The following is a 13,971-nucleotide window of genomic DNA, read 5'->3' on the forward strand; positions in this document are numbered from 1 at the left end:
AGAAAAGCAAGAGATAAATGGGAACTCATAATTATAATTTTACTGAGCAGTTCGAATTTACGGGCAAACCAAAAATGTTAAGCATTATTGGTATCGTTATCGGATTGGCTGCAATTGGATATGGTCTTTCCGATCATGAACTTCATGAAAGGACATTTGCAAACCTGTTATTAATGGCCTACTACTTCGCATTCGTATGTATGTCGGGTGCTTTCTTCTTAGCCTTGCAATACGTTGCACAGGCAGGTTGGTCTGCATCGATTCTTCGTGTGCCGCAGGCAATGGCAAGAACACTGCCTTTAGCAGCTGTTGTATTGGTACTTGTAATTGGTGCCGGTTTATACAGCCATAACTTATACCATCACTGGAATGCACCAGGACTTACCGATCCGAGCTCTGAGCATTATGATAAACTGATTGCTGGTAAATCAGACTTCCTGAACGTACCATTCTTTATGTTCCGTGAGGTTCTTTTCCTTGCGATCTACAGCTTCTTCGCAGTAATGTTCGCTAAGAACTCTGTAAATGAAGATTTAGAAGGTGGTTTGAACTACTACAACAAGAACTTCAAGTATGCGGTTGTTTTCTTAGCACTTTATGGGTTTACGACACCGATCTTTGCTTTTGACACGATCATGTCTATTGAGGCACACTGGTTCTCTACCATGTTTGGCTGGTACAACTTCGCTTCTATGTGGGTTTCCTGCTTAGCAACGATTGCCGTGATCCTGATCTTACTTAAGAAATCTGGTTACATGCCATGGTTGAACAACAGTCACCTGCATAACCTTGGACAATTCATCTTCGGTTTCTCTATCTTCTGGACGTACACCTGGTTCTGTCAGTTCTTACTGATCTACTATGCAAACATGCCGGAAGAGACTGTTTACTTCTACAAACGTCTTGAATACTATAAATTCTGGTTCTACCTGAATCTTCTTTTGAACTTCCTTGCGCCAGTATTCTTGTTAATGGACAGAGACAACAAGCGTAGCGAGAACGTGCTTCTAATCGTTTCCATCATCATTATCTGTGGACACTGGGTAGATTTATACCAAATGATCATGCCTGGATCTGTAGAAAGCCACAATGGTTTTGGATTTATTGAAGTAGGTATAGCCGCTGGTTTTGTTGGATTGTTTACCTTTGCAGTCTTAAGTGCTTTAAGCAAGCAACCGTTGATCGCTAAGAACCACCCGTTCTTAGAGGAGAGTTTGAATCATCATTTGTAAGGTGTTCATTTTAAGAATAATTATATTATAGTACTTGAAGTACAACATACTACTTTTAAGAAAATGAGTCTAAAAAATTTGATAAGTAAAAAGACATTTGCGGGTCTGGCGGTTATGTTAACTGCATTTGTAAATACCACCAGTGTATTTGCACAGGAAGCCGCCGCTGCTGCTGCAACTACGGCTAAAACCGTGGACATGGAGCCTATTTATAAATCTGCGTTATTCTATGTCCTGTTATTCTTGTTGCTATGCTTATTTGTAGCTATAGTTGGAAAGGCAATACGTGTTTATGAATTGACCCGTACTGCACAAGATAAACCAGAAGGTATTAACTGGGATACTGTTAATGCCGTGCTGTTCCTGCTATTCCTGATCGTTGGATTGTATGGTGTTTACTGGGAGTACACGGTTCACGGAAAAATGATTCTGCCAGAAGCTGCTTCAGTTGATGGTGCCGAGATCGACAAGATGTTTAACATCACTTTGATTTTGACCACGATCGTTTTCATCGGAACACACATTGTATTATTCCTTTTCTCTTTCTTCTACAAATACAACGCAAACAGAAGAGCTTATTTCTATCCACACAACAACACCATCGAAAAGATCTGGACAATCGTTCCAGCTTTAGTACTATCGGTATTGGTGGTTATGGGTTTCATTACCTGGAGATCGATTTTCTACAAAGTTGTTGATCCGAACAACAAGCCTTTAAATATTGAAGTTACGGCACAACAGTTTGCATGGTACGTTAGATATCCTGGAGCGGATGGTGTTGTAGGTATGAAAAACTACAAAATGGTTACTGGTCTGAATACATTGGGTATCGACTTCAAGGATAAAAACACCCTTGATGATCAGAACGCTGAGGAGATTGTTATCCCGGTAAATAAACCAGTACGTTTTGCGATCAACTCAAAAGATGTTATCCACGGTTTCTATATGCCACACTTCCGTGTGCAGATTCTGGCTAATCCGGGTATGATGACATACTTCGAATTTACGCCAACAATTACAACAACAGACATGCAGGCTAAGACCAATGATCCTGCATTCAAATATGTATTGCTTTGCTCGCAAATCTGCGGTTCAGGACACTACAATATGCAACGCACCGTTAGGGTTGTTAGTCAGGAAGAATATGAGGAGTGGGTTGTTAAACAACCTACCTACATCAACAACGACTTGAGAAAGCAGTTTAACTTGCCTGTGGTTGCAGAGCCGACTACACCTGCACCAGCACCTGAGGCAACACCTGGTCCTGGTCCGGATACACTTGGAACAGACAGCGGTGCTGTTAGAAAAACGGATTTGGCCAAATTAAATTAACATACTGGATAGTAATATTATGTCAACGATAACTTTACACGATACGCATAAACACGATGGACATGACGCTCACGGCCATGAACATCACAAAGAAACATTCTTAACAAAGTATGTTTTCAGTCAGGATCACAAGATGATCGCCAAGCAGTTTTTGATCACCGGTATCATCATGGCTGTAATCGCGATGATCCTGTCCATTCTGTTCCGTCTGCAATTGGCTTGGCCGGATCAAAGTTTCCCATTGTTGGAAACGTTCTTAGGCAAATGGGCTGAAGGCGGAAGAATTAAACCCGAATTTTATCTCGCCCTGGTGACCATTCACGGTACCATCATGGTGTTCTTTGTACTAACCGCCGGACTATCTGGTACTTTCAGTAACTTACTTATTCCTTTGCAGCTTGGTGCACGCGATATGGCGTCTCCACTGATGAACATGTTATCTTACTGGTTGTTCCTAGGTGCTTGTTTAGTGATGATGGGTTCTTTCTTCGTTCAAACAGGTCCTGCAAGTGCTGGATGGACCATTTATCCACCACTATCTGCATTACCTAAGACCATCTCTGGTTCTGGTACTGGTATGACCATGTGGTTGATTAGTATGGTTATGTTCGTAGCATCACAGCTTATCGGTGGTATCAACTACGTTTCTACAATCCTAAACATGCGTACTAAAGGTATGGACCTTTGGAAAATGCCATTAACCATCTGGGCTTTATTCCTTACAGCTGTATTGGGTATCCTTTCTTTTCCTGTATTGGTTGCTGGTGTTGTGCTTTTAATCTTCGATAGAAGTTTCGGTACAAGTTTCTACCTTTCAGATATCGTTATTGGTTCACAAGTACTACCGAATGAAGGTGGTTCTCCAATCCTTTGGCAACACTTATTCTGGTTCCTTGGTCACCCTGAGGTATACATCGTAATTATGCCAGCTTTGGGTATCTCTTCTGAGGTTATCTCTGTAAACTCCAGAAAACCAATCTTCGGTTACCATGCGATGGTTTACTCACTAATTGGTATCATGGTGCTATCGTTCATCGTTTGGGGTCACCACATGTTCGTGACTGGGATGAACCCGCTACTTGGTGGTGTGTTTATGATCACCACGCTGATTATTGCGGTTCCTTCTGCGATTAAGACCTTTAACTACCTGGCGACGCTTTGGAGAGGTAACATCCGTTTCACGCCAGCGATGTTGTTCGCAATCGGTATGGTATCTTTCTTTATCTCTGGTGGTTTAACTGGTATTTTCTTAGGAAATGCTTCCCTGGATATTAACTTACACAATACTTACTTCGTAGTTGCCCACTTCCACCTTGTGATGGGTTCTGCAGCAATCTTCGGTATGCTTGCAGGTGTTTATCACTGGTTCCCTAAGATGTTTGGCAGAATGATGAACCCTAAACTGGCGTTCCTACACTTCTGGATTACCTTCGCTTGTGCGTACCTGGTATTCTTCCCATTACACTTCTTAGGACTTGATGGTGTACCACGTCGTTACTATGCATTTACGGAGTTTGAATTCATGCAGAAATGGGTTACCGTGAACGTATTGGTGACCTGGGCTGCAATTGTAGCTGCATTGGCTCAAGTTGCTTTCTTATTCAACTTCTTCTATTCGATCTTCAAAGGAAAACGTACTACGCAAAATCCTTGGAGTGCGAATACTTTAGAGTGGACTACACCTGTTGAACACCTACATGGTAACTGGCCAGGAGAAATTCCAACTGTTTACCGTTGGCCATATGACTACAGTAAGCCAGGTGCTGAAGAGGATTTCATCCCGCAAACGGTTCCTTTCTCTCAAACCATGAGTTCTAACGTACCGCATGACTTTGATGGAAACACTGAAGCGGAGCGCATCCAGGAAGAATGGATGGCTAAGCAAGAAAAAGCTGAGCGCGAAAAAGTTGACTAACACAAATAGTCTTTAAACATATTATTGGGGTATCTGCATGAGTATATACTCATATAGATACCCCAATTTTTTAACCCCACTTTGAGCATGATCTCAAAATCTGAACAGCGGTTTGTCAGACTAAATGGCTTCACGATTTTATTTACACTGCTGCTAATCCTTGCAGGGGGAATTGTGCGAAGCACTGGCTCTGGGATGGGTTGTCCCGACTGGCCCAAGTGTTTTGGACAGTACATTCCGCCGACTTCTATAGACCAGCTTCCGCTCGGTTACGAACACCATTTTATTGAAGAACGTGTAAAAAAGAACGAGCGCTTCGCGCGTTCTCTGGAGAAGCTGGGTAAGGTAGAACTTGCTAAGAAGATCCGTGAAGATAAGACCCTGGTTCAACCAGAGTCCTTTAATGCGGCAAAGACCTGGACAGAATATATCAACCGTCTTACAGGAGCGGTTACAGGTGTTCTATTACTTGCAATTGCAGGTTATGCATTCATCTACAGAAAGACAGCAACACGTATTTTGGTTCTCAGCATCATTAACCTGATTGTTGTGGTATTTCAGGCTTGGTTGGGTTCGATCGTGGTTTCTACTAATCTTTTGGCTTGGGTGGTAACGGTACACATGTTACTCGCACTGGTACTTCTGGCGATCTTGGTATACACATACGATTACGCAAGGCAGCGTCTGAAAGCACCAGTAGTGGTTATTGCGAAGGTGGGCTGGCTTAAGGTGCTGATCTTTGTGGCTATTGCAGTTAACGTTTATCAGATCGTGATTGGTACGGAAGTTCGGGAGCAAGTGGATTTCATTTCCAAAAGCCTGGATTATCAGCGAAGGGATGAATGGGTGAGCAGGCTAGGCGACTTATTCCATAATCATAGAAATTTAGGTATTCTGGTGGCGGTACTAAGCGTGCTGGTTTACAAGTTTGTGATGGATAAGTTTGGTGGTAAAGCAACAGCCATAAAAGTTAGCAATTCAATTATAATTGTTTTGCTTGTTCAAATGGTAACTGGCTTTTTATTGTCTAACTTTGCGCTGCCGCCATTCGCTCAGGCGATGCACATCCTGTTTTCAACAGCGTTATTTACATTACAGTACTATTTGTATCTGCTTGTTTACCGGGCGAATACTTACAATCAATAACATTATATACATTGAAACAATTCTTCGCAGATTTCTCCAAACTAATTAAGCTCAGACTGACTTTCCTTGTTGTTTTTTCAGCTTCCGTTACTTTTTTAATGGGCTCGAAGATGCAGGTTGCGCGGGGAGAAATTGATGGTATTGCCTGGGGAAACTGGTTGATCCTGATTGTGGGTGGTTTCTTTGTAACCGGCGCGGCAAATTGCTTCAATGAAATTATCGAAAAGGATCTGGATAAACTCATGACCAGAACCAAAGACCGTCCAATGCCTGCCGGTAGAATGACTACTGGTCAGGGTCTGGTATCTGGTCTGTTGATGGGAATGTTTGGTACCTGGTTGCTGGGCAAGTTAAATCTTGAAACTGGCTTACTTTCGGTATTCTCCATTTTGCTTTATGCCTTTGCATATACGCCGATGAAGCGGAAATCGCCGATAGCGGTTTTTGTAGGTGCTATACCCGGGGCATTGCCACCGCTTATTGGTTACTTAGCTGCATTGGGGCACACAACGAACTTTCTGCCTATTGATTATCAGGTTGCCGTGATTCTGTTCCTGATCCAGTTTGTATGGCAGTTCCCGCATTTCTGGGCCATTGCCTGGGTACTGGACGACGATTACAAGAAAGCTGGCTTCAGGCTTCTGCCAACAACAAAGCGTGATAAGATCAGTGCTTTTATCGTCTTGTTGAGCACGATGCTGTTGATTCCGGTAAGTCTTATGCCAACGTTCTATGGATTTGGCGGCATCTATGTAACCATTATTTCCGTTGCTATAGGCTTATGGTTCATGTATACCGCATTGCGTTTGTTCCTTAAACAAGACCTGGAAAGTGCAAGAAAGGTTATGTTCGCTTCTTTTATCTATTTGCCGGTAGCACAACTGGCATTAATGTTTGATTTCATAATAAAATAATACATGGTACAATCAATCAATCATCAGGAAGCAAACGCCAATTATAAAGCTAAGAAGTTTATAATCTGGTTGTTTGTTGTCTCTTCCACCATCATGTTTGCAGGTTGGACGAGTTATTACATTGTATTTGCAGCTTCGAAGTCGAAGGGTCATGGTTTGGTGTTGCCAGACATGTTCCTGTACAGCACTGGGGTTTTGCTGGTGAGCAGCATCTGCCTGTTCCTGGCCGCTCGTGCTTTTAGAAACGGCGAGCTTGCAAAGCAGAAAACATTCCTTTGGGCGACGCTGTTACTTGGGGTAGTTTTCGGATACTTACAGGTGGAAGCCTGGGTAAGCCTTTATCAGAGTGGTGCATTCTTAGTGAATAACAATGCTGCAATTTCAATAATCTACATTGTTTCAGGTATTCACCTGCTGCATATTCTGGCTGGTTTGTTATTAATCCTGAGTACACTTTTGGGGGCTTATGGAAAGATTGCAACCGAGCGTTTACAGTTCAGAATGGAGGTTTCTTCCATATTCTGGCATTTTATAGATATATTATGGATATATCTGTATGTTTTTTTACTTTTGAACAGTTAGACTTTTTAACAAACTATTACAAACTTTAAAATGGATTCATTATCACAATTAGATCAGGTAAAAACTACTCCGTGGAGCGGTGGCCGTTCACCGTGGTCGGTAGAGTACGGCAAAATAATGATGTGGTTTTTCTTACTATCAGATGCCTTTACTTTCTCCGCATTATTAGTTTACTATGGTGCTCAACGTTTCTCAAAATTCACCTGGCCTGATCCTGATTTGGTATTCCAGTCTATTCCTGGTATAACAGATAGCGGTGCACCCTTGGTGTTCGTTGGTATCATGACCTTTATCCTGATCATGAGCTCGGTAACGATGGTACTTGCTGTTGAAGCGGGACATAGAAATGCTAAGAAAGAAGTTATCGGCTGGATGATTGCAACGGTGGTTGGTGGATTTATGTTCCTTGGCTGTCAGGCCTTAGAATGGACACACTTGTTCCACGAAGGTTTTGGATGGGGAGAGATTCCACCAGCAGACCATTTAGAACATTTCTTCAGCACTGAGGTATCTTCCGTTGCTACGCTACAGTTCTCTAACCTATTCTTTACCATCACAGGTTTCCACGGTTTCCACGTTTTCACAGGTGTGGTATTGAATGTTATCATTCTTTGTATGACCATTGCAGGTGTATTTGAAAGACGCGGTCATTACCTTATGGTTGAAAAGGTTGGTTTGTACTGGCACTTTGTAGACCTTGTATGGGTATTCGTATTTACATTCTTCTATCTAATCTAATCTAAACATTATCATGTCCGAACAACACATACATACTACTGATGGCCATGCTCACGGCGAGCATGAGGGTCTAACCAAGAAAAAAATATGGCAGGTATTCGGGATCTTACTTCTGATCACCGTTATCGAGTTCTTTATCGCCCTTTGGGTATTGCCACATGGCTATATGTCCCACATGGTTGGTAACATCATTTACATCTTGTTAACCATCTTGAAAGCTTTTTATATTGTTGCCTATTTCATGCACCTTAAGTATGAGAAATTAGGTCTCCAGTTGTCGCTTACGGTAACATTCGTTTTTATAGTCTATTTCATTGTGCTCATGTTAATTGAAGGCGGTTACCTGCAATTGCATATGCCATTCCAATAATGAAATTATTTCCCATAAAGAAGATCTTAATCCTGGTAACCATATTAGCGGTACCAGGATTTTTGTATTATTTACTACAGGAGAAAGGTAAGAACCGCTACAAGCCGCTTCCTTTTTTCGGGCCTAAGATCGTCGCCAGCACGACGCACAACGTTCGGGGACGCGCAATTCCGGATACCATCTATCATCAGGTTCAGAATTACCAGCTGCAGAATCAAGCGGGTGAAGCTGTTGCACTTGATGATTTGAAAGGGAAGATCATCGTACTGAGCCTTTTTCATACCAAGGGGAACACCTACGGTGTCGATTTCACCAATAAGGCGGTAAAAGCCTACCTGGCGAATTATGGCGATAACGAAATTCTACGCTTCGCAAGCCTGAGCATTGATCCAACATTTGATAAGCCTCCAGTCCTGAAAGGATATGCAGCAGCAATTGGCGCTAAAGCCGGCAAGTGGGACCTGCTCACGGGAGATAGTACAGCAGTATTCGACCTGATTAATAAACAACTATTTGTGGATGCACACAAGGTGATGGAGAATGGACAACCAAAGTTCATCTACAGCAACATGTTTGTGCTCCTTGATACCCAACGCCGCATTAGAGGGTACTATGAAGCGACAAGTCAACTTGCGCTAACGAAACTTGACGAGGAGATCCGGGTGCTGATCACGGAAGAGCTCCGCAACATGAAAGACGGCAGATAACAGCTAAACTCAACAATGAATTTAACAGACAAATTATTCTTAAAACTGGTGTGGATTGTAACCGCGGTTGTATTGATCGTGGTCGTTGCTTTGAAATTGGTTCCACCACCGGCAACCGTTCCTTCTTTTCTTTATGTGTTGCCTCACCTCATCGGTGGTATAAACGCTACCTGTGCCGTGCTCCTTGTACTATCGCTGATCTTTGTTCGCCGTAAGAATATCCAGGCGCATAAAGTCACCAACATCATCACCTTTGTACTATCTGCGATCTTTCTGGTGTTCTACATCTTGTTCCACCTTTATGTGAAAGACACCAAGTTTGGTGATGTTGATCATGATGGCATCTTGTCTGCTACGGAAGCGGCAGCTGTAGGCGCCATCCGCTATGTGTACTACTTCATCCTGTTGACCCATATTCTACTTGCCATCGTTGTTTTACCGCTTATTCTGGTAAGTTTCTATCGTGGGCTCAACATGCAGATTGAAAAGCATCGTAAGATCGTTAGGTGGTCGTATCCGGTTTGGTTATATGTAGCTGTTTCTGGTGTGCTGGTTTACCTGATGATCTCACCTTACTACAATTTTTAATTTCTACAATCGTTTAGTACGTATATTTGTTGTTGTAACAGGAAGCCCTGTGCATCCTCAACCTATTGAACCTGTTAACAATCATTCTATCATGATGAAAAAAGCTATGCTGCTTGTACTTTTGGTTTTCAGCTTGACGACTTTAAACCTGTCTGTTAGCAATGCCCAATGTGCCATGTGCTCCATTAACGCAGAGCAAGGGGTAGAGCATGGGAATTCTCAGACCAAAGGCATCAATGCTGGCGTATTAAGCCTGCTTGCAGCACCATTTCTGCTTATGGGCGGCATTGGCTTCCTATGGTACCGCAAATACAAAGAACCACATACGAACAGCCCATTATGATCCGTCCGGAAACGCTTAACTTTTTAAAGGAGCTCTCCGAAAATAACGATCGTAACTGGTTTGCTGCGCATAAAGACCGCTATGAAACAGCGAAAGCTGATGTCCTGGAATTTATCACTGCGCTAATCCCCATCCTGGAGTCTGTGGATCCAGCCTTCCCGAAAGGAAATCCTGCGAAGAAGCACTTGCTTCGTATCTATCGCGACATCCGCTTCAGCAAAGACAAACGCCCTTATAAAAACAACTTTGGCATCTACTTTTCCCTGATCGGGCGGAATGGCAATGAGCCAGGCTACTACATCAACCTGGCCCCGGGGAATTGCTTCTTCGCTGCAGGTTACTGGATGCCCGGTGCGGAAGACCTGAAGAAGATCCGTGAGGAGATAGATTACAATCAAGATGAATTCAGTGCCATCATAAATGATGAAGCGTTCACTTCGATTTTTAAGTTGGACAAAACAGACACCCTCAAGAAGGCTCCGAAAGGCTACCCTATAGATCATCCACTGATTGAAGTATTAAAGCTGAAAAGCCTGACGGCAATTTACCCCATCGCAGATAAAGCTTTCTTCAAAGCGGATATCACCGAAAAAATACATGACGCTTTTCGGCAAATTTATCCATTTATGCTATTTTTGAGAACCGCCGTCGCGAGTTAAGGTCAGGTTTGTTGCACAATGCAACTTTCAGCAGCGCAACTCAGACCATGCACAGCACGGATCATATTCAATAACCAGCCGTTCAGGCCTAAAAAATTCAGATGAGAAAAATTAGTACGCTTTTAGCCGTTCTTTTGTTTTGCAGCGCATTCAGTGCATGCAAGGTGATGTCCAATAAAGAATATAAACGACTTCTCGCCAGACAAGATTCGCTAAACACCGGACTTTCCGGCGCACAGTTGAGCAATGAGAGCCTTGAAAACAGAATCTCCAAATTGCGCAAAGACACTGCAGACCTGAACGGTAAACTTTCCGACCTACGGGAGCGCTACGCAGATATGGACGATAAATACACCAAACTGCGTAACAATAGCTCAACCGAGATCAGTAAGTTGTCTACAGACCTTAAGAAGCGCGAACAGCGCCTGAAAGAGGTTGAAGAAGTATTGCGCAAACGCGACGAAGCGACCAACCAGCTGAAAGAAAAACTACAACAGGCACTGCTTGGCTTCACCAAGAGCGGCTTAACGGTAGAGATCAAAAACGGCAAAGTATATGTTTCCCTGACGGATAAACTCCTTTTCCCATCAGGCAGTATCATTATCGATGAAAAAGGTCGCCAGGCACTGACCCAGCTTGCGGCAGTACTTAAAGAACAGCCGGAAATCAACATCGCCGTTGAAGGTCATACCGACACGCAGAAGGTAAATAACCTGGGTCAGATTAAAGATAACTGGGATTTGAGCGTGTTAAGATCTACGTCAGTGGTACGTTTCCTAACGGAAACCGGAAAGGTAGAGAGTGTAAGAATGACCGCAACCGGAAAAGGGGAGTTCCAACCATTGGAGTCTAATGCCTCGGCAGATGGCAGAAGCAGAAACCGTAGAATCGAGATCGTGCTATCTCCAAAATTGGATGAGCTATACGATCTGATCAAACAATAATCACATGGCGCTGGAATAGATTAAATAAACCAGCATTCCAGAAAAAGCATAACAACAAAAAAGGTGAGCCCAAAAGCTCACCTTTTTCTTTAATATCAATCCACGTATTCCATCAAAGTCTGGAACGACACGTGGCGGTTTTTGAACCTGGTATTTAATTCATCCTGCAGCACCGATCCATATTCTGACTGGTAGCTGTCATAGTTTGCTTTATTATCAAGCACGAACTGCAAGCAGTAGGTCACCCCTTCATTAGGCGAATCCACAACTTTCAGCAGGCGGTTTGAAACGAACTTCCCGGTGTCCATAAGCATGGGTATCTGTACCCCCTGCATCCAGGTCAGCCACTCGTTGGCAGCAGTTTCTTCAAGTATGATGGTGATGTTATATAATAGCATGCACAAAGATAAAATTATAAGTGCAGATAAAGCCTTGCAGAATTATATCCTGAAGAATATCCATGGTCATGGTATTTTAAATGTTACCGTAAACGCCCATGAAGTTGACATAAATATCTTTATTTTGAAAAACTGCCGTTGCTTCAACAGGTAACAATGTTGGTGTATAGCAGCAATGGTTTATGGTGTTCCGTACTTTTGATCTATTAATGAGGACTAAATTCAACGTTTTACTAATCTGCCTGCTCGTTACCCTGTGCTTTGCCTGTAAGCAACAGTCCGGGCGATTAATTCCTGTGAACGATTTCTTTAAATCGCAGGAGCGGGTTGCATTTGCCATCTCCCCGGATGGTAAAAACTTGTCCTATTTAAAGCTTATCAACAAGAAACAAGAGCTCTTTATTGAAAGCCTGGAAAGCGGCAAAGCGACCCAGATCACCAAGCTGGATGATCATGTCATCGGGTACTACTCCTGGGTGAGTGACAACGAACTTATTTATTACAAGGAAAGTCAGGACAAAAACAAGCAATCTTCCGTATACATTATCGACAAAACGGGCGGCAACGAACGTCAGCTTAACGAAAATGAGAAAAGTCGCCTACGGGTACTGAAAGATCAACTGATCGATAACAAATACCTCCTGGTATCTTCCAATAAGCGTGATTCTACCGTTTTCGACGTTTACCGCCTTAACGTGCGTGACGGCAAAATGGAGATGGCGGTTAAGAACCCGGGCAACATCACCGACTGGATCACGGACACTAAAGGACAGCTCCGCCTGGCGATCTCCAGCGATGGCGTGAACGAAAAGCTGCTTTACCGCGAAAACGAGAGTCAGCCTTTCACGGCCATTCAGACCAACAGCTTCACAACCACCATTAAGCCAATATCCTTCTCAGAAACAAACCCGAATGTAATTTACGCAATCTCCAACATGAACCGCGACAAGAACGCACTCGTGGAGCTCGACTGTAAAACCGGCAAGGAAACCAAAGTGCTTTTCGCAAATGATACACTCAATGTTGTAGATGCACAGTACTCCAGAAGCAAGAAACGGATGGGCTTTGTGATCTGTGAAACCTGGAAAAAAGAGAAATTCTATCTTGATGATACCGTTAAAGCCTTCTACAATAAGCTTGATAAGCTGTTGCCTGGCACGGAATACCGCATTTTCGATCGTGATAAGGACGAAAACCTGTTCATCGTAAGAACCTTCACAGATAAAAACCCAGGATCCTACTACTTGTATTTTGCAAATAAAGGCCAGATCAAGAAGCTTAGCGATTTCAACTCCTCTTTAAAAGAGCAGGATTTGGCGGAGATGAAGCCGATATCTTTCACTTCACGTGATGGTTTAAAGATCAATGGCTACCTAACTTTACCTTTAAACAAGTCGCCTAAAGACTTGCCCGTTGTGGTGCTGCCACATAACGGTCCGGGAAGCCGCAACACCTGGGGCTATAACCCGGAAGTGCAGCTTTTGGCCAATAGGGGCTATGCGGTATTCCAGATCAACTATCGTGGTTCATCGGGCTACGGAAAAGCATTCATGACCGCCGGCTACAAGCAGTGGGGCGGTAAGATCAACAACGACATCAATGATGGCGTGAAATGGCTGATTTCGCAGAAAATAGCAGATCCTAAGCGCGTGGCCATCTATGGTACCGGCCTTGGCGGATACATCGCGCTCAACAGCATCTTCTCCAGCCCGGGCATGTATGCCTGTGCCGCATCAAACTCCGGCGTCATCAACCTGTTCAGCTACCTGAAGTCCATACCGCCCTACCTGAAATCCAACCTTCAGATGTACTATACCATCGTCGGCAATCCGGTAACAGATGTTGAGTACATGCGTCAGGTTTCACCGGTGTTCCACTCCGAAAAGTTCAATGTGCCGGTATTCGTGGCCCAAAGCACTAACGACCCGAGAATTAACTCCGGAGAAGTGGTGCAGTTCGTAAAGGAATTGAAGAAGCGGAAGGTCAACATCACCTATTTAGAAAAGGGCAATGAGACTTCCCCAGTTGGCAATGAACAAAGCAGGCAGCAAATGTACCTGGCTTTGGAACAATTCCTTGATATCAACCTGAAAAAGAAATAGC

The 13,971-nt window shown here is 43.4% G+C and carries 15 protein-coding genes; 14 read left to right on the forward strand and 1 reads right to left on the reverse strand.

All coding sequences use genetic code 11. The annotated features are described in order from the left end of the window. Positions 1 to 17: 17 nt before the first annotated feature. The 13 genes from IEW69_RS14245 (at position 18) to IEW69_RS14305 (ending at position 11,470) form a co-directional block, all read left to right on the forward strand. The gene (locus tag IEW69_RS14245; RefSeq protein WP_188627549.1) at positions 18 to 1,232 is read left to right on the forward strand and encodes a quinol:cytochrome C oxidoreductase; all 1,215 of its coding nucleotides are present in this window, start codon (positions 18 to 20) and stop codon (positions 1,230 to 1,232) included. 63 nt (positions 1,233 to 1,295) lie between these two features. Next, positions 1,296 to 2,564 (forward strand): cytochrome c oxidase subunit II, encoded by a 1,269-nt coding sequence (locus IEW69_RS14250; RefSeq protein WP_188627550.1) that lies wholly within the window; start codon positions 1,296 to 1,298, stop codon positions 2,562 to 2,564. A 19-nt stretch (positions 2,565 to 2,583) separates the two neighbouring features. Beyond that, positions 2,584 to 4,479, forward strand: a complete 1,896-nt coding sequence (locus tag IEW69_RS14255) for a cytochrome c oxidase subunit I (protein ID WP_188627551.1) — start codon at positions 2,584 to 2,586, stop codon at positions 4,477 to 4,479. Between the two features lie 87 nt (positions 4,480 to 4,566). Beyond that, positions 4,567 to 5,625: a COX15/CtaA family protein gene (locus tag IEW69_RS14260; protein WP_188627552.1), complete on the forward strand. Its 1,059-nt coding sequence runs from the start codon at positions 4,567 to 4,569 to the stop codon at positions 5,623 to 5,625. 11 nt (positions 5,626 to 5,636) lie between these two features. After that, positions 5,637 to 6,539 carry a heme o synthase gene (cyoE, locus tag IEW69_RS14265; protein ID WP_188627553.1) on the forward strand — a complete coding sequence of 301 codons (903 nt, stop codon included), beginning with the start codon at positions 5,637 to 5,639 and terminating at the stop codon, positions 6,537 to 6,539. A 3-nt stretch (positions 6,540 to 6,542) separates the two neighbouring features. Next, positions 6,543 to 7,121 carry a cytochrome c oxidase subunit 3 gene (locus IEW69_RS14270; RefSeq protein ID WP_188627554.1) on the forward strand — a complete coding sequence of 193 codons (579 nt, stop codon included), beginning with the start codon at positions 6,543 to 6,545 and terminating at the stop codon, positions 7,119 to 7,121. Positions 7,122 to 7,151: 30 nt separating this feature from the next. Then, a complete protein-coding gene (locus tag IEW69_RS14275) occupies positions 7,152 to 7,859 on the forward strand; it encodes a cytochrome c oxidase subunit 3 (protein WP_188627555.1) in 708 nt (235 codons plus the stop codon). Between the two features lie 13 nt (positions 7,860 to 7,872). Next, positions 7,873 to 8,229, forward strand: coding sequence for a cytochrome C oxidase subunit IV family protein (locus IEW69_RS14280; protein WP_188627556.1), 357 nt, complete (start codon positions 7,873 to 7,875; stop codon positions 8,227 to 8,229). Beyond that, positions 8,229 to 8,936: an SCO family protein gene (locus IEW69_RS14285; protein WP_188627557.1), complete on the forward strand. Its 708-nt coding sequence runs from the start codon at positions 8,229 to 8,231 to the stop codon at positions 8,934 to 8,936. The genes IEW69_RS14280 and IEW69_RS14285 overlap by 1 nt, the downstream gene beginning before the upstream one ends. Positions 8,937 to 8,951: 15 nt before the next feature. Continuing rightward, positions 8,952 to 9,524, forward strand: coding sequence for a DUF420 domain-containing protein (locus IEW69_RS14290; RefSeq protein ID WP_188627558.1), 573 nt, complete (start codon positions 8,952 to 8,954; stop codon positions 9,522 to 9,524). Between the two features lie 91 nt (positions 9,525 to 9,615). Next, positions 9,616 to 9,867 carry a CAMCR motif-containing small membrane protein gene (locus tag IEW69_RS14295; protein ID WP_229663629.1) on the forward strand — a complete coding sequence of 84 codons (252 nt, stop codon included), beginning with the start codon at positions 9,616 to 9,618 and terminating at the stop codon, positions 9,865 to 9,867. Continuing rightward, complete coding sequence (locus IEW69_RS14300; RefSeq protein WP_229663630.1) at positions 9,822 to 10,526, forward strand: DUF2461 domain-containing protein; 705 nt, start codon at positions 9,822 to 9,824, stop codon at positions 10,524 to 10,526. The genes IEW69_RS14295 and IEW69_RS14300 overlap by 46 nt, the downstream gene beginning before the upstream one ends. A 101-nt stretch (positions 10,527 to 10,627) precedes the next feature. Next, a complete protein-coding gene (locus IEW69_RS14305) occupies positions 10,628 to 11,470 on the forward strand; it encodes an OmpA/MotB family protein (RefSeq protein WP_188627559.1) in 843 nt (280 codons plus the stop codon). A 95-nt stretch (positions 11,471 to 11,565) separates the two neighbouring features. Here the strand turns inward: IEW69_RS14305 and IEW69_RS14310 are convergent, their stop codons facing one another. Further along, entirely contained in the window at positions 11,566 to 11,868 is a 303-nt protein-coding gene (locus IEW69_RS14310; protein WP_188627560.1) for a DUF4286 family protein, read from the reverse strand. A 209-nt stretch (positions 11,869 to 12,077) separates the two neighbouring features. Between IEW69_RS14310 and IEW69_RS14315 the strand changes: the two genes are divergently transcribed. Continuing rightward, positions 12,078 to 13,970, forward strand: coding sequence for a S9 family peptidase (locus IEW69_RS14315; protein ID WP_188627561.1), 1,893 nt, complete (start codon positions 12,078 to 12,080; stop codon positions 13,968 to 13,970). The last annotated feature ends 1 nt before the right edge of the window (position 13,971 follow it).

Source organism: Pedobacter quisquiliarum (assembly GCF_014642175.1).
Taxonomy (GTDB): Bacteria; Bacteroidota; Bacteroidia; order Sphingobacteriales; family Sphingobacteriaceae; genus Pedobacter; species Pedobacter quisquiliarum.